We start from the raw sequence: 26,166 nt of genomic DNA on the forward strand, positions 1-26,166 counted from the left end.
CTCGCCGGAGGAGACCCGATCATGCGCAGCAAACTCGTCCTGCACGCCGTCGACTCGCACACCGAGGGCATGCCCACCCGAGTGATCACCGGCGGCATCGGCACGATCCCGGGCGCGACCATGAACGAGCGGCGCCTGTACTTCCGTGAGCACCGCGACGCCGTCAAGCAGCTCCTGATGAACGAGCCGCGCGGCCACTCGGCGATGAGCGGCGCGATCCTCCAGCCGCCCACCCGCCCCGACTGCGACTGGGGCGTCATCTACATCGAGGTCTCCGGCTATCTGCCGATGTGCGGGCACGGCACGATCGGTGTGGCGACCGTGCTCGTCGAGACCGGCATGGTCGAGGTCGTCGAGCCGGTCACCACGATCCGGCTGGACACCCCGGCGGGCCCGGTCGTCGCCGAGGTGGCCGTGGAGGACGGCGCCGCGAAGGCGGTCACCCTCCAGAACGTGCCGTCCTTCTCCGTCGCCCTCGACCGCAAGATCACCCTGGCCGACGGGCGCACGGTGACCTACGACATGGCATACGGCGGCAACTTCTACGCCATCCTGCCGCTGGAGCAGTTCGGCCTGCCCTTCGACCGGTCCCGCAAGGACGACATCCTGCAGGCCGGCCTCTCCCTCATGGCGGCGATCAACGCCGAGGAGGAGCCCGTCCACCCCGAGAACCCCTCCATCCGCGGCTGCCACCACGTCCACCTGATCGCTCCCGGCGCGACCGCCCGCCACTCCCGGCACGCGATGGCCATCCACCCGGGCTGGTTCGACCGCTCACCCTGCGGCACGGGCACCAGCGCGCGCATGGCGCAGCTGCACGCGCGCGGTGAACTCCCGCTGCACACCGAGTTCGTGAACGAGTCGTTCATCGGCACCCACTTCACCGGTCGCCTCCTCGGGACCTCCGAGCTCGCGGGTCGCCCGGCCGTCCTGCCGAGCTTCACCGGCCGGGCGTGGATCACGGGCACGGCGCAGTATCTGCTCGATCCGTCTGACCCGTTCCCGGCCGGGTTCGTGCTCTGAACGTCGACGATAATGTCCCGCGTAACGCGTGACATTGCACAGCTAGGAGAGTCATGGCCGCCCAGCGCACCAGCGCCCCGCCCGCCGCAGCCGGCCCGGCGCTGCCCTCCCTGGGCGGCAAGAAGAGCAGCTACCGGGAGCGCGTCGCCGACGCCCTGCGGGCCGCGCTGATCGCCGGAGAACTGCGCCCGGGCGAGGTGTACTCGGCGCCCACGCTCGCCGCCCGCTTCGGCGTCTCGGCGACCCCGGTGCGCGAGGCCATGCTGGACCTGGCCAAGGAGGGCCTGGTCGACACCGTCCCCAACAAGGGCTTCCGGGTCACCGCGGTCTCCGAGAAGCAGCTCGACGAGTACACCCACATCCGGGCGCTCATCGAGATCCCCACGGTGGTCGAACTGGCCAGGACCGCCGACGGGGTCTCCCTGGAGGCGCTGCGCCCGGCGGCCGAAGAGATCGTCCAGGCCGCGGTCTCCGGTGATCTCATCGCCTACGTCGAGGCCGACACCCGCTTCCACCTCGGTCTGCTCGCCCTCGCCGGCAACGCCCATCTCGTCGAGGTCGTCGGCGACCTCCGCAAGCGCTCCCGTCTCTACGGCCTGACCGCGCTGGTCCAGGCCGGCCGGCTGCTGGCCTCCGCCGAGGAACACCTCGAACTCCTCGACGCGCTGATCGCCCGCGACGAGAAGGCCGTGCGCGAGGTGATGACCCGCCACCTGGGCCACGTTCGCGGACTCTGGGCAGCGAAGAAATAGCCGGCACCACAACGCAAGCCACTTGCAGTGTTTGCGCTATTCTTGCGTGCATGACGCGACGACTTGCGGAAGTGGCGAAGAAGGTCGGGGTCAGCGAGGCCACGGTCAGCCGGGTGCTCAACGACAAGCCCGGCGTCTCCGAGGCCACCCGGCAGGCGGTGCTCTCGGCTCTGGACGTCCTCGGCTACGAGCGGCCCACGCAACTGCGCGGGGAACGCGCCCGGCTCGTCGGCCTGGTCCTCCCCGAGCTGCAGAACCCGATCTTCCCGGCGTTCGCCGAAGTGATCGGCGGGGCGCTCGCCCAGCTCGGACTGACGCCGGTGCTGTGCACGCAGACCAAGGGCGGGGTCTCCGAGGCCGACTATGTCGCGCTGCTGCTGCAACAGCAGGTCTCCGGCGTCGTCTTCGCCGGCGGGCTCTACGCCCAGGCCGACGCGCCGCACGACCACTACAAGGAGCTCGCCGACCGCAACATCCCGGTCGTGCTGGTCAACGCGGCCATCGAGCATCTGGGCTTCCCGGCCGTGTCCTGCGACGACGCCGTGGCCGTCGAGCAGGCCTGGCGGCATCTGGCCTCGCTGGGCCACCAGCGCATCGGGCTGGTGCTCGGGCCGGGCGACCACGTGCCGTCGGCGCGCAAACTGGCCGCCGCGCGGGGTGTCGCCGGGGAGCTGCCCGAGGAGCACGTGGCGCGGGCCATCTTCTCGATCGAGGGCGGTCACGCCGCCGCCTCCCGGCTGATCGACCGAGGCGTCACCGGCATCATCTGCGCCAGCGACCCGCTCGCACTCGGTGCGGTCAGGGCCGCCCGCCGCAAGGGACTTGACGTGCCGTCACAGATTTCCGTGGTCGGATACGACGACTCGGCGTTCATGAACTGCACGGAGCCTCCCCTCACCACCGTCCGCCAGCCCATCGAGGCCATGGGGCGGGCTGCGGTGGAACTGCTGAACGCGCAGATCGCGGGCACCGCCGTACCGGCGGAGGAACTGCTCTTCGAGCCGGAACTGGTGGTCCGGGGATCGACAGCGCAGGCGCCTCGCACCTGACATCCGACCGGTAGTCCCTGAGATCCATCCGACTGTTAAAAAATTTCAAATTTCGCGCCACATCTTGCGGACCAATGTCGGCGGTGCTTGAGTGTGCGGCGCCCACCGCTCCTGCCCAGAGGGGTCCACCGATGAGAAGCACCGGGTTCCGCCGTACCCTTGCCGCGCTGAGCGTCTGCTCCCTCGCCCTGGCCGTCTCCGCCTGCGGGTCGAGCGACGACTCGGCGAGCGGAAAGACCCGCATCACGGTCAACTGCATGCCGCCGAAGAGCGCCAAGGTCGACCGCCAGTTCTTCGAGCAGGACATCGCGTCCTTCGAGAAGCAGAACCCGGACATCGACGTCGTGGCCCATGACGCGTTCCCCTGCCAGGACCCGAAGACCTTCGACGCCAAGCTCGCCGGCGGGCAGATGGAGGACGTCTTCTACACGTACTTCACGGATGCCGGGCACGTCGTCGACATCAACCAGGCGGCCGATCTCACGCCGTATCTCAAGGAGTTGAAGAGCTACGAGACCATCCAGCAGCAGCTGCGCGACATCTACACCGTCGACGGCAAGGTCTACGGCATCCCGCGCACCGGCTACTCGATGGGCCTGATCTACAACAAGAAGCTGTTCACCGAGGCCGGTCTCGACGCCGACAAGCCCCCCACGACCTGGGAGGAGCTGCGCGCCGCGGCCAAGAAGATAGCCGCCCTCGGCAACGGCACCGTGGGATACGCCGACTACAGCGCCCAGAACCAAGGCGGCTGGCACTTCACCGCCGAGCTCTACTCCCAGGGCGGGGACGTGGTGAGCCCCGACGGCAGGACGGCCACCATCGACACCCCTGAAGGCCGCGCCGTGCTGCAGAACCTGCATGACATGCGCTGGACGGACAACTCGATGGGCAGCAAGCAGCTATTGGTCATCAACGACGTCCAGCAGATGATGGGTTCCGGCAAGCTCGGCATGTACCTCTCGGCCCCCGACAACATCCCGATCCTGGTCAAGGAGAAGGGCGGCGACTACAAGGACCTCGCCCTCGCTCCCATGCCCGGCGGCAAGGGCACGCTCATCGGCGGCGACGGCTACATGTTCAACAAGAAGGCGAGCCCCGAGCAGATCCGCGCCGGGCTGAAGTGGCTGGACCACATGTTCCTCACCCCCGGAGACGGCTTCCTCGGCGACTACGCCCGCGCCAAGAAGAACGACGCGCCCGTCGGACTCCCCGAACCGCGCCTGTTCTCCGGTGCCGCCGACGCCAAGGACCAGCAGGTCAAGGAGGCCAACGCGAACGTACCCGTGGAGAACTACCAGGCCTTCCTCGACGGCAACCAGAGCCTCGACATGAAGATCGAACCGCCCGGCGCCCAGCAGCTCTACTCCGTCCTCGACGGCGTCGTCTCCGCCGTCCTCACCAAGAAGGACGCCGACATCGACCAGCTCCTGAAGGACGCCTCAGGGAAGATCGACGGCATCCTGGCGCGAGGCTGACGGGCCATGACCAGGACGGCTCAGCGCCGGACCGTCGAGAAGGTCGCGGTCCGCCCGATGCAGGCGCCGCCCCCGGCAGGGGACCGGAGGCGGCGCCGCCGCACCGACCAGGTGCGTGCCCACGGCTTCCTCCTCGGCGGTCTGGTCTGCTTCGCCCTCTTCTCCTGGTACCCGGCGATCCGCGCCGTCGTGATCGCCTTCCAGAAGTACACGCCCGGCAGCGACCCCGAATGGGTCGGCACCGCCAACTTCACCCGCGTCCTCGCCGACCCGGAGTTCGCCGCGGCCTGGCGCAACACCCTCACCTTCACGCTGCTCGCCCTGCTGATCGGCTTCGCGATTCCCTTCGTACTCGCCCTGGTCCTCAACGAGTTGCGGCACGCCAAGGCGTTCTTCCGGGTCGTCGTCTATCTGCCGGTGATGATCCCGCCGGTGGTCAGCGCCCTGCTGTGGAAGTGGTTCTACGACCCCGGCACCGGCCTCGCCAACGAGGCGCTGCGCTTCCTGCAGCTGCCCACCTCGAACTGGTCCAACGGCGCCGACACCGCGCTCGTCTCCCTGGTGATCGTGGCCACCTGGGCCAACATGGGCGGCACCGTCCTGATCTACCTCGCGGCGCTCCAGTCCATCCCGGGGGAGCTGTACGAGGCTGCCGAGCTCGACGGCGCGAGCCTGCTGCAACGCGTCCGCCACGTCACCATCCCGCAGACCCGCTTCGTCGTCCTGATGCTGATGCTCCTTCAGATCATCGCCACGATGCAGGTCTTCACCGAACCGTTCGTGATCACGGGCGGCGGTCCCGAGAACGCCACGGTGACCGTCCTCTACCTGATCTACAAGTACGCCTTCCTCTACAACGACTTCGGCGGCGCCTGCGCGCTGAGCGTCATGCTCCTCGTGCTCCTGGGCGCCTTCTCCGCCGTATACCTGCGTCTGACGCGCACCGAAGGGGAAGGCGCATGACCACCCGGACCCTCGTCTCCCCGGCGACCCTGGCCCGCCCCCGCGGCAAGGCCGTCTACTGGTCCGTCTTCACCTGCACCGTGCTGCTGTTCGCGCTGGCCTTCCTCTTCCCCGTCTACTGGATGGCGACGGGCGCGATGAAGTCACCGGACGAGGTGGCGCGCACGCCGCCCACCGTCGTCCCCGAGCAGTGGCACCTCAGCGGATACACGGACGCCTGGGACCTCATGCAACTGCCGACCCATCTGTGGAACACGGTGGTCCAGGCCGCCGGTGCCTGGGTGTTCCAGCTGGTGTTCTGCACGGCCGCGGCCTATGCGCTGTCCAAGCTGCGGCCGGTCTTCGGCAAGGTGGTCCTCGGCGGCATCCTCGCCACGCTGATGGTCCCGGCCCAGGCCCTGGTCGTGCCGAAATACCTGACGGTGGCGGACCTCGGCCTGCTCAACGACCCCCTGGCCATCTGGCTGCCGGCCGTCGCCAACGCCTTCAACCTCTATCTGCTGAAGCGGTTCTTCGACCAGCTCCCGCGCGATGTCCTGGAGGCCGCCGAGATCGACGGCGCCGGGAAGCTGCGCACCCTGTGGTCCATCGTGCTGCCGATGTCCCGGCCCGTCCTGGGGGTCGTCTCGATCTTCGCTCTGGTGGCCGTCTGGCAGGACTTCCTCTGGCCGCTGATGGTCTTCTCCGACACCGACAAGCAGCCGATCAGCGTCGCGCTCGTCCAGCTGTCGCAGAACATCCCGCTGACCGTGCTCATCGCCTCCATGGTGATCGCCAGCATCCCCATGGTCGCCATGTTCCTGATCTTCCAGCGGCACATCATCGCCGGGATCGGCGCGGGCAGCAGCAAGGGCTGAGGTCCCCAGGACGTCCTCCTCCTTCCGACAGAAAGGGCCGCACCGTGGCACAGCCCCGTCACGCCTCCCCACAGTGGTGGCGCTCCGCCGTCATCTACCAGGTGTACGTCCGCAGCTTCGCGGACGGCGACGGCGACGGCACCGGCGACCTCGCGGGCGTCCGCGCCCGGCTGCCGTACCTCGCCGAACTCGGCGTGGACGCGCTGTGGTTCACGCCCTGGTACGTCTCCCCGATGAAGGACGGCGGCTACGACGTCGCCGACTACCGCGCCGTCGACCCGGCGTTCGGCACCCTCGCCGAGGCGGAGAAGCTCATTGCCGAGGCCCGTGAGCTGGGCATCCGCACCATCGTCGACATCGTGCCCAACCATGTCTCCGACCAGCACCCGTGGTTCCGCGCGGCCCTCGCCGGCGGCCCGGAGCGCGCTCTGTTCCACCTCCGCCCGGGACGCGGCCCGCACGGCGAACTCCCGCCCAACGACTGGCGGTCCGAGTTCGGCGGCCCCGCCTGGAGCCGGTTGCCCGACGGCGACTGGTACCTCCACCTCTTCGCCCCCGAGCAGCCCGACCTCGACTGGTCCCACCCGGCCGTGCGCCAGGAACACGAGGACATCCTGCGCTTCTGGTTCGAACGCGGTGTCGCCGGCGTCCGCATCGACTCGGCCGCCCTCCTGGTCAAGGACCCGGACCTCCCGGACTTCGTCGAGGGCGAGGTGCCGCACCCGTACGTCGACCGCGACGAACTCCACGACGTCTACCGCTCCTGGCGCGCCATCGCGGACGAGTACGGCGGCGTCTTCGTCGGCGAGGTCTGGCTCCCCGACACCGAACGCTTCGCCCGCTACCTGCGCCCCGACGAACTCCACACCGCCTTCAACTTCTCGTTCATGACCTGCCCCTGGGACGCCGGGCGGCTGCGCGGAGCCATCGACGAGACGCTCGCCGAGCACGCCCCCGTCGGCGCCCCCGCGACCTGGGTGCTGTGCAACCACGACGTGACCCGCACGGTCACCCGATACGGCCGTGCCGACACCGGCTTCGACTTCGCCACCAAGGCCTTCGGGACCCCGACGGACCTCACCCTCGGCACCCGCCGGGCCAGGGCGGCCGCACTGCTGTCGCTCGCCCTGCCCGGAGCCGTCTACGTCTACCAGGGCGAGGAGCTCGGCCTGCCCGAGGCCGACATCCCCGGCGACCGCGTCCAGGACCCCATGCACACCCGCTCCGGTGGCATCGACCCGGGCCGGGACGGCTGCCGGGTGCCGTTGCCGTGGGCCGCCGAGGCGCCGTACGCGGGCTTCGGCCCACGCGAGGAGCCGTGGCTGCCGCAGCCCGCCGACTGGGCCGCGTACGCCGCCGACCGACAGGCGGCGGATCCCGGTTCGATGCTCGCCCTGTACCGCCGGGCGATCGAGCTCCGGCCGGCGTTCGGCGACGGCCCGCTGACCTGGTTGCCCGCACCGGACGGCGTGCTCGCCTTCACCCGAGTGCGGGGCGCGACCTGCGTGGTGAACCTCGCCGACGCGCCCGCCGACCTGCCCGCCCACACCGAACTCCTGCTCGGCAGCGGCCCTTTGGACATCGAGGGGCGGCTGCCCAAGGACACCGCGGTCTGGCTGCGCGCCTGACACCGCGGCCCGCTCATCCCCGTACCCCCACCACGAAGGGATCAGCACATGCAGCAGCACACGCACAGATTTGTCAGGCCCATGACAGCCAGCGCCTCGGCCGCCATGGTCGTCGCCCTCGCCGGTGGTCTGCTCACCGCGATGGCCCCCGCCGCCCACGCGGCCGCCGGCGCCACCCTCCCCTTCACCTCGGTCGAGGCCGAGTCCGCCACCACGACCGGCGCGAAGATCGGCCCCGACCACACGCAGGGCACCCTCGCCTCCGAGGCCTCCGGACGGCAGGCCGTACGCCTCACCGCCGGTCAGCGCGTCGAGTTCACGGTTCCACGGGCCGCCAACGCCGTGAACGTCGCCTACAGCGTCCCCGACGGCCAGTCCGGCACCCTGGACGTGTACGTCAACGGCCAGAAGATCGCGAAGACCCTCGCGGTCACCGCCAAGTACTCCTACGTCGACACCGGCTGGATCCCGGGCGCCAAGACGCACCACTTCTACGACAACGCCCGGCTGCTGCTCGGCCAGGACGTGCAGGCGGGCGACAAGGTGGCCTTCCAGGCGACGGGCACCCAGGTGACCGTAGACGTCGCCGACTTCGAGCAGGCCCCGGCGCCGACCGGGCAGCCCGCCGGATCGGTGTCCGTCACGTCCAAGGGCGCCGACCCCAGCGGCGAGGGCGACTCGACCCCGGCCTTCCGCGAGGCCATCGCCGCCGCGCAGGGCGGGGTGGTGTGGATCCCGCCGGGCGAGTACCGGCTGACCTCGTCCCTGAACGGTGTGCAGAACGTGACCCTCCAGGGCGCCGGGCACTGGCACTCGATCGTGCGCAGCTCCCGCTTCATCGACCAGTCCAGCTCCTCCGGGAAGGTTCACATCAAGGACTTCGCGGTGATCGGCGAGGTCACCGAGCGGATCGACTCCAACCCCGACAACTTCGTCAACGGCGCGTTGGGCCCGGGGAGTTCCGTCTCCGGCATGTGGCTCCAGCACCTCAAGGTCGGCCTCTGGCTGATGGGCAACAACGACGACCTCGTCGTCGAGAACAACCGCTTCCTCGACATGACCGCCGACGGACTCAACCTCAACGGCAACGCCCGCGGCGTCCGCGTCCGGCACAACTTCCTGCGCAACCAGGGCGACGACGCGCTCGCCATGTGGTCGCTGTACGCGCCGGACACCGACAGCAGCTTCGAGAACAACACGATCACGCAGCCGAACCTCGCCAACGGCATCGCGATCTACGGCGGCACCGACATCACCGTCAAGGACAACCTGATCTCCGACACCAACGCCCTGGGCAGCGGCATCGCGATCTCCAACCAGAAGTTCCTGGACCCCTTCCACCCGCTGGCCGGCACGATCACCGTCGACGGCAACACCCTGGTCCGCACGGGCGCGATGAACCCCAACTGGAACCACCCCATGGGCGCCCTGCGCGTCGACTCCTACGACAGCGCCATCGAGGCGAACGTCCGCATCACCGACACCACCATCACCGACAGCCCGTACAGCGCCTTCGAGTTCGTCTCGGGCAGCGGGCGTGGCTTCGCGGCCAGGAACATCACCGTCGAGGGCGCAACCGTGCGCAACACGGGCACGGTCGTCGTCCAGGCCGAGACCCCGGGAGCCGCCACCTTCCGCAACGTCACGGCCTCCGGCGTGGGCGCCGCCGGCATCTACAACTGCCCCTACCCGTCCGGCTCCGGCACGTTCACCCTCACCGACGGCGGCGGCAACTCCGGCTGGAGCAGCACCTGGTCCGACTGCTCGACCTGGCCGCAGCCCGGCCAGGGCAACCCCGACCCCGACCCCGACCCGGCCCGCAACCTCGCCAAGGGCCGCCCGGCCTCGGCCACCGGCTCGCAGGACGTCTACACGCCCGGCAGGGCGGCCGACGGTGACGCGAACAGCTACTGGGAGTCCGCCAACAACGCCTTCCCGCAGTCCTGGACGGTCGACCTCGGCACCACGGAGGCCGTCCGCCGGCTGGTGCTGAAGCTGCCGCCGCAGCCGGCCTGGCAGGCCCGCACCCAGACACTGTCGGTGCACGGCAGCACGGACGGCTCGACATACTCGACCGTGGTCGCGGCGAAGGACTACCGCTTCGACCCGGCGACCGGCAACACGGTCACCGTCTCCCTGCCGAGCGGCACCAACCTGCGCCACCTGAGGCTGCACGTCACCGCCAACACCGGGTGGCCCGCGGCCCAGTTCAGCGAGGTGGAGGCGTATCTGTCCTGACCGTCTCCGGCACCGCGTCCCGAGGCGTTCCGCGCTTCGCCGCCTGGATCTGCTCGTACACATGCGTACGCAGCTCGGCGAAGCGCGGATCCACCCGGGTGTGCAACTGGTCGCGCTCGGCGGGCAGATCGACCTTCATCTGCTCCTGGACGACGGTGGGCGACGCGGACAGGACGAGAACCCGCTCGCCCAGATACACGGCCTCGTCGATGTCATGGGTGACGAACAGGATCGTGATGCCGCGCTCCCGCCACAGCCCCCGGACCAGATCCTCCAGATCGGCCCGCGTCTGCGCGTCCACCGCCGCGAACGGCTCGTCCATCAGCAGTACACGGGGCTCGTAGGCCAGCGCCCGGGCGATGGCGACCCGCTGCTGCATACCGCCGGACAGCTGCCACGGATACGCCTGGACGGCATCCGCCAGCCCGACCGACTCCAGCGCGTCCCGTACCAGCTCGCGCCGCCGTGACCTGCTCAAGTCCTTCTGCTTGAGCGGAAGTTCGACGTTCTCGCCGACCCGCATCCAAGGGAAGAGGCTGCGCCCGTACTCCTGGAACACGAACGCCATCCCGGGCGGCGGACCGGTCACCCTCCGCTGTTCCAGGAGCACCTCACCGGCCGTCGGCGTGAGCAGTCCGCCGATGCACTTCAGCAGCGTCGTCTTGCCGCAGCCCGACGGGCCGACCAGACACACCAGTTCGCCGGCGTCGACGGTGAAGGTGAGGTCGCGGACCGCCTCCACCCGCCGCCCCGACCCCTCGTAGACCTTCCGCAGGCCGGATACGGCGAGAAGCGCGTGCATGGACCGCCCTTTCACGAGGTTCACGGCGACCGCCGGGCCGAGGCGCGCAGACCGTGGTACCAGCCGAGCACTCGCCGCTCGACCCGCTGGAAGAGGACCGACAGCACAAAGCCGAGCAGGCCGAGCACGAGGATGCCGGTCCACATGTCCGGAATCGCGAAACCGCGCTGGAACTGGACGATGGTGAAGCCGAGCCCGTTGCTGGCGGCGAACATCTCACTGATCACCATCAGGATGATGCCGATGGACAGGGCCTGGCGCAGGCCCGCGAAGATCTGCGGGCTCGCCGAGCGCAGGACCACCTTCCGCAGCCGCGCCACGCCCGTGATGCCGTACGACCGTGCCGTCTCCGCCAGCACCGGATCCACCGCCCGCACGCCCTCGACCGTGTTGAGCAGGACCGGCCACACGCAGCCGCTCGCGATCACCGTGACCTTCATGGTGTCGCCGATGCCCGCGAACAGCATGATGACCGGCACCAGAACCGGCGGCGGCACCGCCCGCAGGAACTCCAGGACCGGCTCGCACACCGCCCGCACCCGCCGGTAGGAGCCGATGACGGTACCGAGGGCCACGCCCACGACGGCCGCCGACGCGTAGCCGCCCGTCAGCCGCAGCACGCTGGGCAGGACGTCCGCACGCAGCCGCTCCGCCGTCCATACGTCCGGGAAGGCCTCCAGGATCGTCCGCAGGGGAGGCCAGTACACGTCCGTGCTGCCGGCCGACGCCGCCCACCAGACCGTGACCAGGACGGCCGGCAGCGCGCCCACGAACATCACCCGCAGCAGTACGCGCGTCACACCGCCACCTCCCCGCGCACCGACTGATGCCAGGCCAGCGCCCGCCGCTCCACCGTCCGCGCGCCCACGTTGATCAGCAGCCCGAGCAGCCCGGTCACCACGATCAGCGCGTACATCTCGGGCACGGCCTGCGAGGCCTGCGCCACCCCGATGAGCCTGCCCAACCCCGGGGCACCGATGACGAGTTCGGCGGTGATGGCAAGGATCAGCGCGACGGCCGCCGCCAGCCGCACGCCGGTCATGACGTAGGGCAGCGCGGTCGGCCACAGCACATGCCGGATCCGCGCCCAGGTGCCGAGGCCGTACGACCGCGCCGTCTCGTCGGCGACGGGGTCGACGTCCTGGACGCCGTACAGGACCTGGATCAGCACCTGCCAGAACGAGGCGTAGACGACGAGCAGCAGCACCGAGCGCAGTTCGGTGCCGTACAGCAGCACCGCGAGCGGGATCAGGGCCACCGACGGGATCGGGCGCAGGAACTCGATCGTGGAGGCCGTCACCTCGCGCAGATACGGCACGACCGAGACGACCACGCCCACCACGATGCCCGCGCAGGACGCGATCACCAGGCCCAGCGCCCAGCCGGTGAGCGTGTCGCCGAGGGCGCTCCAGAAGGCCGAGTCGGTGGCCTCGTCCGCGAGTGCCCCCGTGATACGGCTGGTCGGCGGGAAGTAGGCCTCCTCGACCAGACCGAGCCGCGGCACCGCCTCGCCCAGGGCGAGGAAGGCCGCGAGGCCGGCCGCACCGAGTGCGACGTTCACGCCCTTCACGGCAGCAGGGCGTCCAGGTCGGGCGTCTTCTTGAACAGGCCGTCCTCCTCGCCGAGCTTCATGAGGGCCTCGATGGAGGAACGGTTCGGCTCGGCGGGCCACTTCGGCAGGTTCACCTGGTCCAGCACCGACGCCGGGATCTTCGTGTACGTCGTGACGATCTGCCGCGCCTCGTCCGGGTGCGCCTCGGCGTAGGCGAGGGACTCGGCGGTGGCCTCCTGGAACTTCTTGACCACGTCCGGGTTCTGCTGCGCGTACTGCGTGGAGGTGAAGTACATCGCGACGGTGAGCTCCGGCGCGACGTCGATCAGGGGTGAGGCGATCTCGCGGCCGCCCTGGCTCCTGATGGTGGCGGTCGCCGGCTCGACCACGCAAGCGGCGTCGATCTGGCCCTGGTCGAGAGCGGCGGGCATCTGGTCGAAGGGCATCTCGACGAGGTTCACCTTGTCCGGGTCGCCGCCCGCCTCACGCACCGCCTGGCGCACCGCGGTCTCGTTGATGTTCTTCAGGGTGTTGATGGCGACCTTCTTGCCCTCCAGCTCCTTCGCCGACTTGACGGGGCTGTCCTTCTTGACCATGAGGCCGTTGAAGTCCTTGCCCCGCACACCGGTCGACGCGATGCCGTTGGCGACGGCCTTCACCGGGACGCCGTTGCTCTGGGCGACCATCAGGGACGTCACGTTGCTGAACCCGAACTGGAACTGCCCGCTGGCCACGCCGGGGACGATCGCCGCGCCGCCCTGAGCGGCGGTGAACTCCAGCTTGAGGCCGTGCTTTTCGAACAGCCCCTTCTGCTGGCCGAGATACAGCGGCGCGACATCGACGATCGGGATGACTCCGAGCTTGACGGTGGTGACGCCGCCGGACGACGCGCCCGCATCCGGCGAACCGTCGTCGGACGAGCCACAGGCCGTCGCGACGAGCAGCAGGGCACCGGCGGTGAGACCGGCCGACAGACGACGCATGGCTCCTCCTGTACAGACAACGGTGCAGCGGTGTTCCGACAGGTTGTGCGCAAGGCGCACAGTAGTGCGCGAGAACGCTCTGCGGGAAGGTAGAAGTCTCAACGGAGGCACGGCAATTGACGGGGCGTCGGCGGAGCGGGGCAGGTCGGCACGGAGCGTCGCCGACAACTTTGTTGACACTATTGGAGGTGGCGATGCTTCCGGCAGACCGCGCACCACACTTCGTGAAGTCCTTCGAGCGTGGCCTCGCCGTCATCCGCTCCTTCGACGCCGACCATCCCGCCCGCACGCTCAGCGAGGTCGCCCACACCTGCGACCTGACCCGCGCCGCCGCCCGCCGGCTGCTGCTGACCCTCGCCGACCTCGGCTACGTCCACCAGGACGGCCGGCTCTTCCGCCTCACCCCGCGCGTGCTGGAACTCGGCTACTCCTACCTCTCCAGCTACACGCTGCCCCAGATCGCCGAGCCGCATCTGGAGCAACTCGTCGCCCGGGTACGGGAGTCGTCGTCGCTGTGCGTCCTGGACGGCGACGACATCGTGTACGTGGCGCGGGTGCCGACCCGTCGCATCATGACGGCGTCGATCACGGTCGGGACCCGCTTCCCCGCGTACGTGACGTCCGTGGGCCGGGTGATCCTCGCCCATCTGCCGGACGAAGAGGTAGAACTCCGCCTGTGGAACGCCGAGTTGCGACCCTTGACCGCGCGCACCATCACCTCGCCGGACGCCCTGCGCGCGGAACTGGGCCGCGTGCGCCGGCAGGGCTACGCCGTCGTCGACCAGGAGCTGGAGGAGGGGCTCAGGTCGGTGGCCGCCCCGGTGCGGGACCGGGACGGCGAGGTGGTCGCGGCCGTCAACATCGCCGTGCACGCCGGACGCAACTCGGTCGACTCCGTGCGCAGCGACCTGCTGCCGCACTTGCTGGCGACCGTCGCCGGGATCGAGGGCGACCTCACCGTCACAGGTCCAGGACGAGCCGCTTCCCCCGGCAGCGGGACACGCAGATCATCATCGTCTCGCCGCTCTCCCGCTCCTCCCGCGTGAGCACGGAGTCCCGGTGGTCGGGAGCGCCGTCGAGGACATCGGTTTCACAGGTGCCGCAGGTGCCCTCGGTGCAGGAGAAGAGCACCTCGATGCCGGCGGCGCGCACGGTGTCGAGGACGGACACACCCGGCCCGACGGTGAGCGTCAGCCCGCTCCGCGCCAGCTCGACGTCGAACTCCCCGTCCTCGCCGACCGGTTGTTCCTTCGCCCGGAACCGCTCGACTCGCAGCACCCCGGACGGGCACCGCGCTTCCACGGCGTCCAGCAGAGGGCCGGGGCCGCAGCAGTAGACCAGGGTGCCGGGCGGGACTACGTCGAGCACCGAGGCCAGGTCCAGCAGCCCGGACTCGTCCTGCGGAGCGACGGTCACCCGTTCACCGTAAGGACCCAACTCCCCGGTGAACGCCATGGACTGACGAGTACGCCCGCCGTACAGCAACGTCCACTCGGCGCCCGCCGCCTCGGCCGCGGTCAGCATCGGCAGGATCGGGGTGATGCCGATGCCGCCGGCGATGAAGAGATAGCGGGGAGCGGGCTCCAACCGGAAGTGATTGCGCGGCCCCCGCACCCGTACCTTGTCACCTTGCTCCACCTTCTCGTGCACATGGGCGGAACCTCCCCCAGCCTTTGGCCGGGGGGACCCCCGTCGCCCGTCCGGCTCCCGCAGTACGGCGATCCGCCAGGCCGTGCGATCGGCCGGATCGCCGCACAGCGAGTACTGGCGCACCAGCTCCGGCCCGAGCACGACGTCGATGTGCGCGCCGGGCTCCCAGGCGGGGAGCCGCTCGCCCAGCGGGTGGCGCAGGGTGAGGGCGAGGACGCCGTCGGCCGCGAACTCCCGTTGTTCGACGACGAGGTCGGCTTCGTACAGGTCACTCATGAACTGGTTCCTCGCGGCTCGTGTCCCTGGAGCTGGTGACCCTGGGGGTGGGCGAGCATCCACTCCCACATCTCCACCGGATCCTGCGCGGTGTGCTCGCGGCCGCAGTGGCAGGTGCCGTGCAGGGCGTCGGTGCCCGGCAGCCAGTCGATGCGGTAGATCTCACCGGTGGGACCGCTCACCGGACCTGCTCCGTCTCCATCGGCTTCGCGCCCTCCTCGACCAGCCGGGCGAGGATGCGGCGGGCCGCCAGGCCACCGGTGTCGATGTTGATGCTCAGCTCCTGATAGCCGTGGCGCTCGGTGCCGAGTGTCCGCTGGAGCAGGTTGAGGGCGGTGACGTCCTGCATGACGACGGTGTGGTTGTTGCCGCGCAGGAACTCGGTGACCTCGTCGTCGTCCGTCGCCCAGTCCCGCGACACCGCCCAGAAGTCGTACACCTTGCCGTCGCCGGACGGCGTGATGGCGTACGTGATCTCGGTGTGGAAGCCGTTCGGGTCGCTGCCGTCCGCCTCGGGCAGCACGCCGACCGGGGCGATACGGCTGTGCAGCAGATACAGACAGGGGGCGTGGTACTCGATGTCCTGCCAGCGCGTGATCCGGCCCTCCATCCCGGTCGACCTGGCGTAGAACGGCGGGCATTCGGCGTCGTCCATGTGCCGGCTCACCCGGACGATCCCGGCGCCCTCGTCGACCTCCGTGGTGATCGGCGTCTCGGCGACCTCGGGGGTGCCGATGTAGCCGCCGTGGAGATACGTCTCGTGGGAGAGGTCGAGGAGGTTGTCGACCAGCAGGCCGTAGTCGCAGTCGATCGGTTCCATACCGCGCACGGTGACCCAGCCGGGGGCGTCGAGGTGCCCGGCCCGCGGGATGCTCTGCGGGTCGGCGAGCGCCGGGTCGCCGATCCACACCCAGACCAGCGAGTCCTGCTCGACCACCGGGTACGAGGCGACCCGCGCGGTGCGCGGAACGCGTTTCTGTCCAGGCACATACACACACGTCCCGGAGGTGTCGTACGTGAACCCGTGGTACCCGCACACGATCCGGTCACCGTCGAGCCGGGTCGGCGCCTCGGACAGCGGGTAGCGGCGATGCACACACCGGTCGTGCAGGACGACCGGGGTCCCCTCCTCCTGCGTGCGGTAGAGCACGAGGGTTTCTCCGAGGACGGTCCGACCGAGGAGCTCGCGTCCGACCTCGTGGCTGTAGGCGGCGACGTACCACTGGTTCCTGGCGAAGGCGGTGGTGTGAGGCATGGGGTTCCCGTCCCTGTCGGCGGGGCTCCGTCGCCCCGCGTGCCGTGGTTGGCATCAGGGTCGTGACGGCCGCGACCGCCGCGCAAGGCGACTTCTGCCAGACGGAAGGCAGGCCCTACTCAAGCCTTAGCTGACGCAGATTGGTCCTGGTGAGCTCAAGGACCTCGTCACCGCGCCCGGACAGGACGGTGCGGGTGGCGAACAGCGTGAAGCCCTTGATCTGCTCGAGCGTGAGTTTGGGAGGCAGCGAGAGTTCCTGACGCTCCGTGTGGACGTCGACCAGTGCGGGCCCGTCGTGTGCGAAGGCGTCCTGCAACGCCTGCTCCAGTTCGTCCGCGCGTCGGACGGGGGACGCGTGCAGCCCGGCTGCGCGGGCCAGGGCGTTGAAGTCCGATGAGGTCAGCAACCGTGTCGGCCATGATGTGACGTCCTCCTGACCCGGGCTGCGGTCGGCCGGGGGCCGAGGAGCCGGTTGAACACGCTCACCGTCACCAGCGCGTAGGCGAGGTGGGGAACGATGTCGGCGGCCCAGTCGGTCACGGCCCAGGTCCGCGGATCGGTCACCCCCAGTACGGTCATGGGCCCGTTGGTGGCCACCAACGCCCCCACCACGGACACCGCGTACTGGGTACTGCGCACCGGACGCCAACCGGCCGCATGCCCCAGCCCCAGCACCACGCCCATACCGGTCCCGGCAGCCAGGCCGGTCAGCGCGCCGAGAGCCGTGGTGCGGTTCTCCTGGGCCTCACCGTCGCCGGGGATGCGCAGGTGAAGCTTCTGCGCCAGCGTGCGTACGGTCGTCTCGGGTGTCGAACTGGCCGCCCGGCCCCGCAGGACCATGTCGCCGTAGGAGACGACGTTGAGCGCCGTCGTCCCCGCGGCCCCGGCGGCGGCGCCGTAGAGCAGTGGACCTGTGACACACACCATGGAAGTCCTCCTCCCGGCTGTTCGGGAGCCGGGCACGCCGGATCTCCCCGCAGCCCGCGGAACGCAGGGGGACCCGCTCCCTCCTCCACCATGCGCCACCTCCGCCTCGCACGCCACGGGACGACGAGCTCGGGCTGTGGCACTATCAGGGGGCGGGCCTCGGGTCGATCCACAACGCTTCGGAGACGGCGCACAGTTCGCCCCCGGCCGTCGCGAGTGCCACGCCCATGGTGTGTTTGCGTCCGGACTCCGACCGCAGCCACGCGTACGAGATGCAGGGCTCGCCTACGGCGACCGGCCGCAGAATCGTGCCCGTGAGCGAGGCGGTGACCGCTCCTGGGCGCAAGGTGCCGAGGAAGCGGCCCGCCCAGTGTCCCGGGCAGTCCAGGGCGCCCCAGACCAGCGGGACCGGCAGCCGGCCGTCCGGGTCGGCGAAGGCGGGGGACGGGGTCCAGGCGGAGGCCACCAGACCGAGGTCCGGCACCGGCGTGCCGTGCACCCGCAGGCCGCGGTCGGCGGTACGCAGCCCGCAGCCGAAGCAGTCGACCACACCCGACGGCGGCGCCGCCCGGAACCTCTCGGCCGCGGCGGCCGCCTCGTCCCAGGAGGGCGCGGCAGGCGCGTCGACCGGCAGTTCGGCGGGGCGTGCCGCGGCGAGGGGCCGCTCGGCCTCGCCCAACTCCACGCCACCGTCGGCCGTTTCGGCGATCCGCACGGGCACCTCGACCGGCACCGGCCCACGGAAGTCCACCCGGACCGTCCGCGCCCCGGACTGCTCCGCCAGCACACCGGCGACGTACCCGCCGAAGGCCACCTCGGGGTAGCCGACGTACAGCTCGGGCACCACGATCGCGTCACTCGTCGTCATGATCCCCACCTCACCACACCCGAGGACCGGGATCATGGCGACGGGCTGCACTCGGCAGCCCGTCACCGACCCCGGGCCGAGCTCAGAGCGCCCCAGCCGCGCTGTGCAGGTTCTTCGCCGCCAGGGCGAGCCCTTCCGTCTGCGAGTACGCCGCGTCCTCGTGCTCGATGTTCACCGCCATGTCCGGGTCGATGTCGGCGAGGGCCCGCAGGAAGTCGGTCCAGAACGGGACGTCGTTGCCGAGGCCCACGGCGACGAACGAGCCCCGCGGGGTGGTCCTCACTCCGCAGCTCGTCGTACGGGGGACCGTCGCCGGGCCTCGCTGACCCGGCGCCTCGCGCAACTCCGATGCGATGCTGGGGAGTTCTGCGCTCCAGAGGCTTGTGGGCCGTCTCCGGAAGGCGCAGGTACACGAGGGACGAGCCGAGGCACAGGGCGGCGACGTACCAGGGGAACAGGTCCGCGTGACCCAGCTCCTTGAACAGCGTGCCGACGTACGGCGCCGTGCCGCCGAACATCGCGACCGTCAGTGAGTACGGGAACCCGATGCCCGCAGCCCGCACCCGGGCCGGAAACACCTCGGCGTTCACGGCCGCGCTGATCGACGTGAACCCGGTCAGCAGCACCATGCCCGCGCATTGTCGAGCAGCAGCACCGCGAACGAGTCGCGCAGGGCGTGCAGCAGCGGGACCGTGAGGAGGGCGAAGCCCAGGCCGAAGAAGAGGAGCAGGGGGCGGCGGCCGAAGCGGTCGGAGAGGAGGCCGCCGATGGGCTGGAGCAGGGCGAAGAAGGCGAGCGAGATCGTGCCCGCCAGCAGCGCGTCCGACTTCTCGATGCCCGCGTTGAGTTCGGCGTACGTCGGAAGGTACGAGGTCCATGTGTAGTACGCGATCGTGCCGCCCGCCGTGATCCCGCAGATCAGCAGTGACTGGCGAGGGTGGCGGCGCAACGCCTCGAACAGGGCGGGGCGCGGGGCCTGTTGCTGCTCGGTGCTCCTCGTCTCCTGCGCGCCCTGCCGGATCCAGAAGCCGACCAGGCTGAGCACGGCACCGAGGACGAACGGCACCCTCCCCCACTCTCGGCTTCGCTCGAGCGGGGGGACCCCCATCGCCCCAGCCGTTCATCTGCCCGTCACTCAGGGTGCCCACCAGCAGCGTCGCGATGCCCGAGGCCACGAGTTGCCCGGCCGTCGTCGACACGTACTGGAAGCTGGAGAACAGTCCGCGGCGGCCCGGTCCCGCCGACTCCACCAGGAAGGTCGTCGACGCCGCGAACTCGCCACCCACGGACAGGCCTTGGAGGAGCCGGGCGAGGACCAGGATCACCGGAGCGAGGACGCCTGCCGTCTCGTAGGTCGGGGTCAGACCGACCAGCAGGCTGCTGCCGCCCATCAGGAGGATGGTGACCGTCAGCGCGGCGCGCCGCCCGCGGCGGTCGGCGATCGCGCCCATCACCAGCCCGCCCACCGGCCGCATGAAGAAGCCCACCGCGAAGACCGCGAACGTCGACAGCAGCGGCACCAGGGAGTTGTCCGCGCTCCTGGGGATGACCTCGGCCGCGATGATAGGTGGCGAGGAACGTGTAGGCGTACCAGTCGTACCACTCCACGGCGTTGCCGACGGAGGCGGCGAGGAGCTGGCGTACGGGCCGTTGTGCCGGCGGGGATACCGTGCGCGTCGTCTCTGTCATGATCGCGACCATCCCCGCGTCCCGGTCCCGGCACACCTCACGTACCCGCGACTTTCACACGGGCGCCACCGGACCCTTCCCTGACGTTTGGTGCTCCTGGAACACTCCTTCCGCGCGCATTCCGTCACATGCCGTCCGGTCAAATCACCCCCTATGGGAAGAGGATCCTCACCCATGCCCGAAGTCAATCGCCGCAGATTCCTCCAAGTCGCGGGCGCGACCACGGCGTTCACTGCTCTGTCGAGCAGCATCCAGCGGGCCGCCGCCCTCCCGGCGAACCACCGCACGGGGTCGATCGAGGACGTCGAGCACATCGTCGTCCTGATGCAGGAGAACCGTTCCTTCGACCACTACTTCGGCAAGCTGCGCGGCGTCCGCGGCTTCGGCGACCCGCGCCCGGTGGCGCAGGACGGCGGCAAGTCGATCTGGCACCAGTCGAACGGCAGCAAGGACGTCCTGCCGTTCCACCCGGACGCCGACGACCTCGGCATGCAGTTCCTGGAGGGCCTGCCGCACGGCTGGAACGACGGTCAGCAGGCGTACAACGGCGGCAAGTACGACAAGTGGATCCCCGCCAAGGGCACCACGACCATGGCGTACCTGAACCGCGAGGACATCCCCTTCCACTACGCCCTCGCCGACGCCTTCACCATCTGCGACGCCTACCACTGCTCGTTCATCGGCTCCACCGACCCGAACCGCTACTACATGTGGTCGGGCTACACGGGCAACGACGGCACGGGCGGCGGACCGGTCCTCGGCAACGACGAGCTCGGCTACGGCTGGACCACCTACCCCGAGCGCCTGGAGCAGGCGGGCGTCTCCTGGAAGATCTACCAGGACATCGGCGACGGCCTGGACGCGGCCGGCTCCTGGGGCTGGATCGAGGACGCCTACCGGGGCAACTACGGCGACAACTCGCTGCTGTACTTCAACAAGTACCGGGGCGCCAAGCCCGGCGACCCCTGGTTCGACAAGGCCCGCACCGGCACCGACGTCAAGAACGGCGACGGTTACTTCGATCAGCTGAAGGCGGACGTCAAGGCCGGCAAGCTGCCGCAGATCTCCTGGATCGCCGCCCCGGAGGCCTTCACCGAGCACTCCAACTGGCCCTCGAACTACGGCGCCTGGTACATCGCCCAGGTCCTGGACGCCCTCACCTCCAACCCGGAGGTCTGGTCGAAGACGGCCCTGTTCATCACCTTCGACGAGAACGACGGCTTCTTCGACCACGTGGTGCCGCCGCTGCCGCCGAAGGACGCCTCCAAGGGCAAGTCCACCGTCGACGTCTCGCTCGACCTCTACAAGGGCGACAGCAAGCGCCCGGCCGGCCCCTACGGTCTCGGTCCGCGGGTGCCGATGCTGGTCGTCTCGCCGTGGAGCAAGGGCGGTTACGTCTGCTCCGAGACCCTCGACCACACCTCGATCCTGCAGTTCATGGAGCGCCGCTTCGGAGTCAAGGAGACCAACATCTCGCCCTGGCGCCGCGCCATCTGCGGCGACCTGACCTCGGCCTTCGACTTCTCCTGCAAGGACAGTCGCCCGGCCGCGCTGCCGGAGACGGACGAGTACGAGCCGCCGGACCGCGAGCGTCACCCCGACTACAAGCCGACACCGCCGGCCGACCCGGACATGCCGAAGCAGGAGCGCGGTCTGCGTCGGGCCCGTCCGCTCAAGTACGCCCCGCACGTGGACGGTTCCGTCGACGCGGCGGTCGGCAAGTTCACGCTGACCTTCGCCTCCGGTGCCAAGGCCGGTGCCGCCTTCCACATCACCTCCGGCAACCGCACCGACGGCCCCTGGATGTACACCACCGAGGCCGGCAAGAGCATCGCGGACACCTGGAACTCGGCGTACTCGAACGGCTCGTACGACCTGACCGTGCACGGCCCCAACGGTTTCGTGCGCTACTTCAAGGGCTCGAACAAGACGGCCGGCCCCGAGGTCACCGCCCGGCACAGGGGCGACGACATCGAGCTGACCTTCACCAACAAGGCAACGGCGAGCGTCCGCCTGAAGATCGCCAACGGGTACGGCGGCCGCCCCGCGACGGTGACGGTACGGCCCGGCGACACCGCGCGCCGCACGGTCGAGCTGCAGGGGAGCCGGCGCTGGTACGACCTGACCGTCACCACCGACGCCGACCCGACGTTCCTGCGGCGCTTCGCCGGGCACGTCGAGAACGGGCGGCCGGGCGTGAGCGACCCGGCGATCATCACGGACTAGTCCGGATCGCAGTTCCGCTCAGTGTGCCGTGAGGTGCCCCGGCTCCGGTTGCCGGGGCACCAACGCCGGTTCCGGGGCAGGCGACTGGGGCGTCAGCGCCGGTGACAGTGCCGCCGACCTCCCGGCCTCCAGGGCCAGCACGGCGGCGACGGGGTGGTCGTCGTCCGCAGCGGGGCCGGGCGTGGCAGGCGCCGGGGAAGCGGGTTCGGGCGTCGCCCGGCTGAGCAGCACCACACCCCAGGACGCCAGTCCCGCCCCGGCCAGCGCGAGCAGGATGCCCGCCGCGCCGCCCTGCAGGCGTTCGCCGAGCAGGACCAGCCCGATGACCGCGGCCGCCATCGGGTTGGCCAGCGTCACCACCGCGAGCGGGGCGCCGAGGCCGCCCCGGTAGGCGGTCTGCGACAACAGCAGTCCGCTTGCCGCAAGGGCCGCGACCAGCAACGCCACCCCGACCACCTGAAGGCTGAGCAGCGGGGCCGAGTGGTCCGTCGCGGCCACCGTCACCGTCTGCGTGAGCGCCGAGGCCACCCCGGAGGCGAAGCCGGACGCGGTCGCGTGCCGCAGCCCCGGCCGGGCGCCCGGCCGCGACAGCAGGCCGAGCAGCATCACGGTCACCGCGGCGACCGCCAGCGCCTCGGACGTGCTCAGTACGTCGTCGGGCGCGGGCCCGGACGCCGTGACGAGGATCGCGCCCAGGCCGGCGAGCGTCAGCGCCGTACCGCGCCACTCGACCGCGCTGACCCGCCGCCCGGCGAGGCGCGCGCCCAGCGGCACCGCGGCCACGAGGGTGAGCGCGCCCAGCGGCTGCACCAGGGTCAGCGGACCGTACTTGAGAGCCACTACGTGCAGCAGCGCGCCGGAGCCGTTGAGCAGGACCGACCCCCACCAGGCGCCGGAGCCCAGCAGCCGCAGCAGACCCGACCCTGCCGCGCGGGAGGCCAGCCGCTCCTGGGCCACGGCCGCGGCGGCGTAGGCGACGGCGGAGAACAGCGACAGGACGACGGCGAGGACGGTGGCGTTCATCGGCCCGCCCCCACGAGTACGGCGGTCTCGTCGGTGTCTGCCTCGCCGCGGGGTGCCGGTACGAGTCTGTCCGCGCCGCGTCCGGCGGTCGTCGCCGTGCGCTGCGGCAGCCGTATCACCGCCAGCGCGATGCCGAGCATGGCGGTGGCCACGATCGCGTCGAGCCAGTAGTGGTTGGCCGTGCCCACGATGACCAGCAGGGTCACCAGCGGGTGCAGCAGCCACAGCCACCGCCACCGCGAGCGGGTCGCCACGATCAGGCCGATCGCCACCATCAGCGCCCAGCCGAAGTGCAGCGACGGCATCGCCGCGAACTGGTTCGAGAGGTGGTCGGTCTCGGGTGAGCCGTACACGGAGGGGCCGTAGAGCTGCCCGGTGTCGAGCAGGCCGGTCGCGGCCAGCATGCGCGGCGGGGCGAGCGGGAACGTCAGATGCACCACCAGGGCGGCGGCGGTGACGACGGCCAGGACGCGGCGGGCCCAGACGTAGTGCGCGGGGCGCCGCAGGTAGAGCCAGATCAGGAAGGCCGCGGTGGCCGGGAAGTGGACGGTCGCGTAGTAGGTGTTCGCGACGTGTATGAGCGTGTCGCCGTGCAGCAGCAGGTTCTGCACCGAGCCCTCGCCGGGCAGGTGGACGGTTCGTTCCAGGTCCCACACGCGGTCCGCGTTGTGGAAGGCCTCGCCGGTGTGGCCCGTGGCGAGCTGCCGGCCGAACTTGTAGACGAGGAAGAGCCCTGCGACAAGCAGGAGCTCCCGGACGAGCGGAGGCCGCGCTATCGCGTCGGTCTCCGCCCGGGCAGGCTCGGTGCGGGCATTCATTCCCCCGGCCCTTTCGCTGACGGTGGGTGGTGCTGGGTGGTGCCTTCGGTGGCGCTGGGTGGTGCTGGGCTGAGCTGTCGAGCTCATGACTCCTGGGGCTCGGCGAACTCATCGGTACGGCGACGTACCGATACGCCAATGTACCGAAACGCGACTGTACCGATACGACACTGTACCGATACGGGCGCGTTCCGGTACAGTGGCGTATCGATAGACGTGCGACACACTGGAAACGCGGCCTCCGTCACCCCGCGAGGCCGCCCCACCGGAGCGAGGAGAAGAGCCATGACGTCGCAGGCCGCGGACGGACCGGAGACGGTCGCCGCCTCGCGCCGCTCCAAGATCACGCCCGAGCGTGAGCGGGAGTTCTTCGACGCCGTGCTCGAACAGATCCGCGCCTGCGGCTACGACGCCGTCACCATGGAGGGCGTCGCCGCCAGCACGCGGTGCAGCAAGTCCACGCTCTACCGGCAGTGGGGGACCAAGCCCCAGTTCGTGGCGGCGGCCCTGCGCTCCAGCCGGCTCACGCGCTTCGACGGCATCGACACCGGCACGCTCGCCGACGACCTGCGTGAGGCCGCGCGGGCCGCGGGGGCGTGGTCGGCCAAGGACACGCGACTGTTCCAGGCGCTCGGGCACGCCGTGATGGAGGACCCGGAACTCAAATGCGCCCTGCGTGAGGCACTCATCGACCCCGAGATCGAGGCGCTGAGGCAGATCCTGAGGCGTGGGGTCCAGCGCGGGGAGGTCGCCGCCGACCATCCGGCGCTGGAGTACGTCCCCGCACAGATCTTCGGCGTGCTGCGGGCGCGTCCCGTGCTGGAGGGCGAGGACGCCGACCCCGACTACCTCGTCCGTTTCGTGGAGGCCGCCGTGCTGCCCGCACTGGGCCTCACCTGAGACTCAGGCCGCCGTCCACGGGATGACTGGACGGTGACCTGTTCGCGCCGCACCGTGGGGACGGGGGCGGCGCGCACCCCCCGGCCGGGTGGGGTTCCCCTTGAGCGGAGGGGCACCCCACCCGGCCGCATCAGGTGCGGGGCACGGGGGGCGGTCGGGGTGTGTCAGACGTCCTGGCCGTTGCCGCCGCCGGTGGACACCTTGATGCCCTTGGTGATCTCGTCGATCAGCGACTGCTTCTCACCCACGTCGACGCCGAAGCGGACCACGACCATCTGCTGCGCCCTCACGGGCGAGGGGAAGGCGAGTGACTCGACGTAGCCGTCGACGCCCTTGCTCGTGATCGCCTTCCAGCGGACCAGGTAGCCCTTCTGTCCGGCCACGGTCACCGCCTTGGAGGCCAGCACCTCGTGCGAGGTGATCTCTCCGTACCCCTTGCCGTAGGACTCCTTGACGTTCGCCTCGATGTCCGCCTTGGCGACCTCCTCGGCCGTGTCGCCCTTGGTGCCGTGCGCGAGGGCGGGAGCGGAGTACGCGCCTCCCTTCTGGCAGCTCTGGGAGGTGTCGGCGGGGCACTTGTACGTCTCGTCCGAGGCGACGTTCGCGCCCCAGCCGCTCTCCTGTCCGTACCAGCCGTCCGGGATGGGGATGCTGATCCCGCTCACGGCGTCGGTCACCGAACCGCTGTCCACCTTCGGCGCCTCGGACTCTTCGGGTGCGGGCGACTCGCCGCCGGAACCACCGTCGCCGCCCCCCGAACCGCCGTTGCCGCCGCCGGAGTCGCCGAAGGGGCCGCCCTGGCCGCCACCGGGTCCGCCCTGGCCGCCGGACCCCTGCTGCGGGGAGTTGGCGCTGCTGCCCCCCGAGCCGTCGTCGGCGGTCAGCGCGTACACGCCGACACCGATGCTCGCGAGGACCACGGCGGCCACTCCCACGGCTATGCCGGTACGCAGACGGCGCCGACCGCCCGACTGCAACTGGCCGGGATAACCGGGATGTGCCGGATACGCCGGATAAGCGCCCGCGGCCGGCAACTGCTCCGGAGGGCCCCATACGTCGGCCGACCCCGCGGGCCGGACCTGGTCCGTCCATGCCTTGCCGTCCCACCAGCGCTCGGTGGGCGGACCGTCACTTTTCTGGCCGGGGTCGGGGTACCAGCCGGGAGGAGTCACCTGCGTCATGACCCCACCGTATGAGGTGTCGGTGAAA

General features: G+C 70.4%; 25 protein-coding genes and 1 pseudogene. 11 read left to right on the forward strand and 15 right to left on the reverse strand.

What is annotated here, in order from left to right:
• The first annotated feature begins 21 nt into the window (after positions 1–21).
• The 8 genes from ACWGDB_RS03350 to ACWGDB_RS03385 all read left to right on the forward strand — a co-directional run bounded on the left by ACWGDB_RS03350 (position 22) and on the right by ACWGDB_RS03385 (position 9,988).
• Positions 22–1,023: a proline racemase family protein gene (locus tag ACWGDB_RS03350; protein ID WP_453820861.1), complete on the forward strand. Its 1,002-nt coding sequence runs from the start codon at positions 22–24 to the stop codon at positions 1,021–1,023.
• Positions 1,024–1,076: 53 nt separating this feature from the next.
• Positions 1,077–1,775, forward strand: a complete 699-nt coding sequence (locus ACWGDB_RS03355) for a GntR family transcriptional regulator (protein ID WP_453820862.1) — start codon at positions 1,077–1,079, stop codon at positions 1,773–1,775.
• Positions 1,776–1,825: 50 nt separating this feature from the next.
• Positions 1,826–2,824 carry a LacI family DNA-binding transcriptional regulator gene (locus ACWGDB_RS03360; protein ID WP_453820863.1) on the forward strand — a complete coding sequence of 333 codons (999 nt, stop codon included), beginning with the start codon at positions 1,826–1,828 and terminating at the stop codon, positions 2,822–2,824.
• A 131-nt stretch (positions 2,825–2,955) separates the two neighbouring features.
• Positions 2,956–4,302, forward strand: a complete 1,347-nt coding sequence (locus tag ACWGDB_RS03365) for an ABC transporter substrate-binding protein (protein WP_453820864.1) — start codon at positions 2,956–2,958, stop codon at positions 4,300–4,302.
• 6 nt (positions 4,303–4,308) lie between these two features.
• Complete coding sequence (locus ACWGDB_RS03370) at positions 4,309–5,265, forward strand: carbohydrate ABC transporter permease (protein WP_453820865.1); 957 nt, start codon at positions 4,309–4,311, stop codon at positions 5,263–5,265.
• On the forward strand, positions 5,262–6,122 hold the full coding sequence (locus ACWGDB_RS03375; protein ID WP_453820866.1) for a carbohydrate ABC transporter permease: 861 nt from the start codon (positions 5,262–5,264) through the stop codon (positions 6,120–6,122). The genes ACWGDB_RS03370 and ACWGDB_RS03375 overlap by 4 nt, the downstream gene beginning before the upstream one ends.
• A 44-nt stretch (positions 6,123–6,166) precedes the next feature.
• Positions 6,167–7,750 (forward strand): glycoside hydrolase family 13 protein, encoded by a 1,584-nt coding sequence (locus ACWGDB_RS03380; protein WP_453820867.1) that lies wholly within the window; start codon positions 6,167–6,169, stop codon positions 7,748–7,750.
• Between the two features lie 81 nt (positions 7,751–7,831).
• Positions 7,832–9,988, forward strand: a complete 2,157-nt coding sequence (locus tag ACWGDB_RS03385) for a discoidin domain-containing protein (protein ID WP_453820868.1) — start codon at positions 7,832–7,834, stop codon at positions 9,986–9,988.
• On the opposite strand, the gene ACWGDB_RS03390 is transcribed toward ACWGDB_RS03385, so the two are convergent.
• Genes ACWGDB_RS03390 through ACWGDB_RS03405 form a run of 4 tightly spaced genes read right to left on the reverse strand, consistent with a single transcriptional unit; the run spans position 9,960 to position 13,325 of the window.
• Positions 9,960–10,790: an ABC transporter ATP-binding protein gene (locus tag ACWGDB_RS03390; RefSeq protein ID WP_453820869.1), complete on the reverse strand. Its 831-nt coding sequence runs from the start codon at positions 10,788–10,790 to the stop codon at positions 9,960–9,962. The two genes, ACWGDB_RS03385 and ACWGDB_RS03390, sit on opposite strands and share 29 nt — an antisense overlap.
• Positions 10,791–10,810: 20 nt before the next feature.
• Positions 10,811–11,590 (reverse strand): ABC transporter permease, encoded by a 780-nt coding sequence (locus tag ACWGDB_RS03395; protein WP_453820870.1) that lies wholly within the window; start codon positions 11,588–11,590, stop codon positions 10,811–10,813.
• Positions 11,587–12,360 (reverse strand): ABC transporter permease, encoded by a 774-nt coding sequence (locus ACWGDB_RS03400; RefSeq protein ID WP_453820871.1) that lies wholly within the window; start codon positions 12,358–12,360, stop codon positions 11,587–11,589. Before ACWGDB_RS03400 ends, ACWGDB_RS03395 begins: the two co-directional genes overlap by 4 nt.
• A complete protein-coding gene (locus ACWGDB_RS03405) occupies positions 12,357–13,325 on the reverse strand; it encodes an ABC transporter substrate-binding protein (protein WP_453820872.1) in 969 nt (322 codons plus the stop codon). The genes ACWGDB_RS03400 and ACWGDB_RS03405 overlap by 4 nt, the downstream gene beginning before the upstream one ends.
• Positions 13,326–13,519: 194 nt before the next feature.
• Between ACWGDB_RS03405 and ACWGDB_RS03410 the strand changes: the two genes are divergently transcribed.
• Positions 13,520–14,371 (forward strand): IclR family transcriptional regulator domain-containing protein, encoded by an 852-nt coding sequence (locus ACWGDB_RS03410; protein WP_453820873.1) that lies wholly within the window; start codon positions 13,520–13,522, stop codon positions 14,369–14,371.
• Here ACWGDB_RS03410 and ACWGDB_RS03415 read toward each other — a convergent pair.
• The 8 genes and pseudogenes from ACWGDB_RS03415 to ACWGDB_RS03450 form a co-directional block, all read right to left on the reverse strand.
• The gene (locus tag ACWGDB_RS03415) at positions 14,286–15,251 is read right to left on the reverse strand and encodes a PDR/VanB family oxidoreductase (protein ID WP_453820874.1); all 966 of its coding nucleotides are present in this window, start codon (positions 15,249–15,251) and stop codon (positions 14,286–14,288) included. The genes ACWGDB_RS03410 and ACWGDB_RS03415 overlap by 86 nt on opposite strands.
• Positions 15,248–15,433: a hypothetical protein gene (locus tag ACWGDB_RS03420; RefSeq protein ID WP_453820875.1), complete on the reverse strand. Its 186-nt coding sequence runs from the start codon at positions 15,431–15,433 to the stop codon at positions 15,248–15,250. Before ACWGDB_RS03420 ends, ACWGDB_RS03415 begins: the two co-directional genes overlap by 4 nt.
• Entirely contained in the window at positions 15,430–16,506 is a 1,077-nt protein-coding gene (locus tag ACWGDB_RS03425) for an aromatic ring-hydroxylating dioxygenase subunit alpha (RefSeq protein ID WP_453820876.1), read from the reverse strand. The genes ACWGDB_RS03420 and ACWGDB_RS03425 overlap by 4 nt, the downstream gene beginning before the upstream one ends.
• Before the next feature lie 115 nt (positions 16,507–16,621).
• On the reverse strand, positions 16,622–16,912 hold the full coding sequence (locus tag ACWGDB_RS03430; RefSeq protein ID WP_453820877.1) for a thiamine pyrophosphate-dependent enzyme: 291 nt from the start codon (positions 16,910–16,912) through the stop codon (positions 16,622–16,624).
• A complete protein-coding gene (locus ACWGDB_RS03435; protein WP_453820878.1) occupies positions 16,906–17,433 on the reverse strand; it encodes a hypothetical protein in 528 nt (175 codons plus the stop codon). The genes ACWGDB_RS03430 and ACWGDB_RS03435 overlap by 7 nt, the downstream gene beginning before the upstream one ends.
• Positions 17,434–17,578: 145 nt before the next feature.
• Positions 17,579–18,301 carry a hotdog fold domain-containing protein gene (locus ACWGDB_RS03440; protein ID WP_453820879.1) on the reverse strand — a complete coding sequence of 241 codons (723 nt, stop codon included), beginning with the start codon at positions 18,299–18,301 and terminating at the stop codon, positions 17,579–17,581.
• A gap of 82 nt (positions 18,302–18,383) precedes the next feature.
• Entirely contained in the window at positions 18,384–18,584 is a 201-nt protein-coding gene (locus ACWGDB_RS03445) for a hypothetical protein (RefSeq protein ID WP_453821087.1), read from the reverse strand.
• A gap of 85 nt (positions 18,585–18,669) precedes the next feature.
• A pseudogene (locus ACWGDB_RS03450) lies at positions 18,670–20,002 on the reverse strand (MFS transporter); the annotation flags it as partial.
• 162 nt (positions 20,003–20,164) lie between these two features.
• Here ACWGDB_RS03450 and ACWGDB_RS03455 point away from each other — a divergent pair.
• On the forward strand, positions 20,165–22,216 hold the full coding sequence (locus ACWGDB_RS03455) for a phosphocholine-specific phospholipase C (RefSeq protein ID WP_453820880.1): 2,052 nt from the start codon (positions 20,165–20,167) through the stop codon (positions 22,214–22,216).
• 18 nt (positions 22,217–22,234) lie between these two features.
• Here the strand turns inward: ACWGDB_RS03455 and ACWGDB_RS03460 are convergent, their stop codons facing one another.
• Both ACWGDB_RS03460 and ACWGDB_RS03465 read right to left on the reverse strand, forming a co-directional pair.
• The gene (locus ACWGDB_RS03460) at positions 22,235–23,239 is read right to left on the reverse strand and encodes a DMT family transporter (RefSeq protein ID WP_453820881.1); all 1,005 of its coding nucleotides are present in this window, start codon (positions 23,237–23,239) and stop codon (positions 22,235–22,237) included.
• Positions 23,236–24,057 carry a phosphatase PAP2 family protein gene (locus ACWGDB_RS03465; RefSeq protein ID WP_453820882.1) on the reverse strand — a complete coding sequence of 274 codons (822 nt, stop codon included), beginning with the start codon at positions 24,055–24,057 and terminating at the stop codon, positions 23,236–23,238. Before ACWGDB_RS03465 ends, ACWGDB_RS03460 begins: the two co-directional genes overlap by 4 nt.
• A gap of 285 nt (positions 24,058–24,342) precedes the next feature.
• On the opposite strand from ACWGDB_RS03465, the gene ACWGDB_RS03470 reads away from it, so the two are divergent.
• A complete protein-coding gene (locus ACWGDB_RS03470; RefSeq protein ID WP_362381875.1) occupies positions 24,343–24,957 on the forward strand; it encodes a TetR/AcrR family transcriptional regulator in 615 nt (204 codons plus the stop codon).
• Positions 24,958–25,121: 164 nt separating this feature from the next.
• Here ACWGDB_RS03470 and ACWGDB_RS03475 read toward each other — a convergent pair whose 3' ends face one another.
• Positions 25,122–26,138 carry a DUF2510 domain-containing protein gene (locus ACWGDB_RS03475; protein ID WP_453820883.1) on the reverse strand — a complete coding sequence of 339 codons (1,017 nt, stop codon included), beginning with the start codon at positions 26,136–26,138 and terminating at the stop codon, positions 25,122–25,124.
• Positions 26,139–26,166 lie beyond the last annotated feature (28 nt).

Source organism: Streptomyces sp. NPDC055013 (genome assembly GCF_053608645.1).

Bases quoted from the DNA above. Each gene is read 5' to 3' on its own strand.
- ACWGDB_RS03370 (WP_453820865.1), top strand. From the start codon at position 4,309: ATGACCAGGACGGCTCAGCGCCGGACCGTCGAGAAGGTCGCGGTCCGC.
- ACWGDB_RS03460 (WP_453820881.1), bottom strand. From the start codon at position 23,239: ATGAACGCCACCGTCCTCGCCGTCGTCCTGTCGCTGTTCTCCGCCGTC.
- ACWGDB_RS03415 (WP_453820874.1), bottom strand. From the start codon at position 15,251: ATGAGTGACCTGTACGAAGCCGACCTCGTCGTCGAACAACGGGAGTTC.
- ACWGDB_RS03455 (WP_453820880.1), top strand. From the start codon at position 20,165: ATGCCCGAAGTCAATCGCCGCAGATTCCTCCAAGTCGCGGGCGCGACC.
- ACWGDB_RS03410 (WP_453820873.1), top strand. From the start codon at position 13,520: ATGCTTCCGGCAGACCGCGCACCACACTTCGTGAAGTCCTTCGAGCGT.
- ACWGDB_RS03425 (WP_453820876.1), bottom strand. From the start codon at position 16,506: ATGCCTCACACCACCGCCTTCGCCAGGAACCAGTGGTACGTCGCCGCC.
- ACWGDB_RS03365 (WP_453820864.1), top strand. From the start codon at position 2,956: ATGAGAAGCACCGGGTTCCGCCGTACCCTTGCCGCGCTGAGCGTCTGC.
- ACWGDB_RS03390 (WP_453820869.1), bottom strand. From the start codon at position 10,790: ATGCACGCGCTTCTCGCCGTATCCGGCCTGCGGAAGGTCTACGAGGGG.
- ACWGDB_RS03475 (WP_453820883.1), bottom strand. From the start codon at position 26,138: ATGACGCAGGTGACTCCTCCCGGCTGGTACCCCGACCCCGGCCAGAAA.
- ACWGDB_RS03375 (WP_453820866.1), top strand. From the start codon at position 5,262: ATGACCACCCGGACCCTCGTCTCCCCGGCGACCCTGGCCCGCCCCCGC.
- ACWGDB_RS03360 (WP_453820863.1), top strand. From the start codon at position 1,826: ATGACGCGACGACTTGCGGAAGTGGCGAAGAAGGTCGGGGTCAGCGAG.
- ACWGDB_RS03435 (WP_453820878.1), bottom strand. From the start codon at position 17,433: ATGGTGTGTGTCACAGGTCCACTGCTCTACGGCGCCGCCGCCGGGGCC.
- ACWGDB_RS03470 (WP_362381875.1), top strand. From the start codon at position 24,343: ATGACGTCGCAGGCCGCGGACGGACCGGAGACGGTCGCCGCCTCGCGC.
- ACWGDB_RS03350 (WP_453820861.1), top strand. From the start codon at position 22: ATGCGCAGCAAACTCGTCCTGCACGCCGTCGACTCGCACACCGAGGGC.
- ACWGDB_RS03405 (WP_453820872.1), bottom strand. From the start codon at position 13,325: ATGCGTCGTCTGTCGGCCGGTCTCACCGCCGGTGCCCTGCTGCTCGTC.
- ACWGDB_RS03385 (WP_453820868.1), top strand. From the start codon at position 7,832: ATGACAGCCAGCGCCTCGGCCGCCATGGTCGTCGCCCTCGCCGGTGGT.
- ACWGDB_RS03355 (WP_453820862.1), top strand. From the start codon at position 1,077: ATGGCCGCCCAGCGCACCAGCGCCCCGCCCGCCGCAGCCGGCCCGGCG.
- ACWGDB_RS03465 (WP_453820882.1), bottom strand. From the start codon at position 24,057: ATGAATGCCCGCACCGAGCCTGCCCGGGCGGAGACCGACGCGATAGCG.
- ACWGDB_RS03440 (WP_453820879.1), bottom strand. From the start codon at position 18,301: ATGACGACGAGTGACGCGATCGTGGTGCCCGAGCTGTACGTCGGCTAC.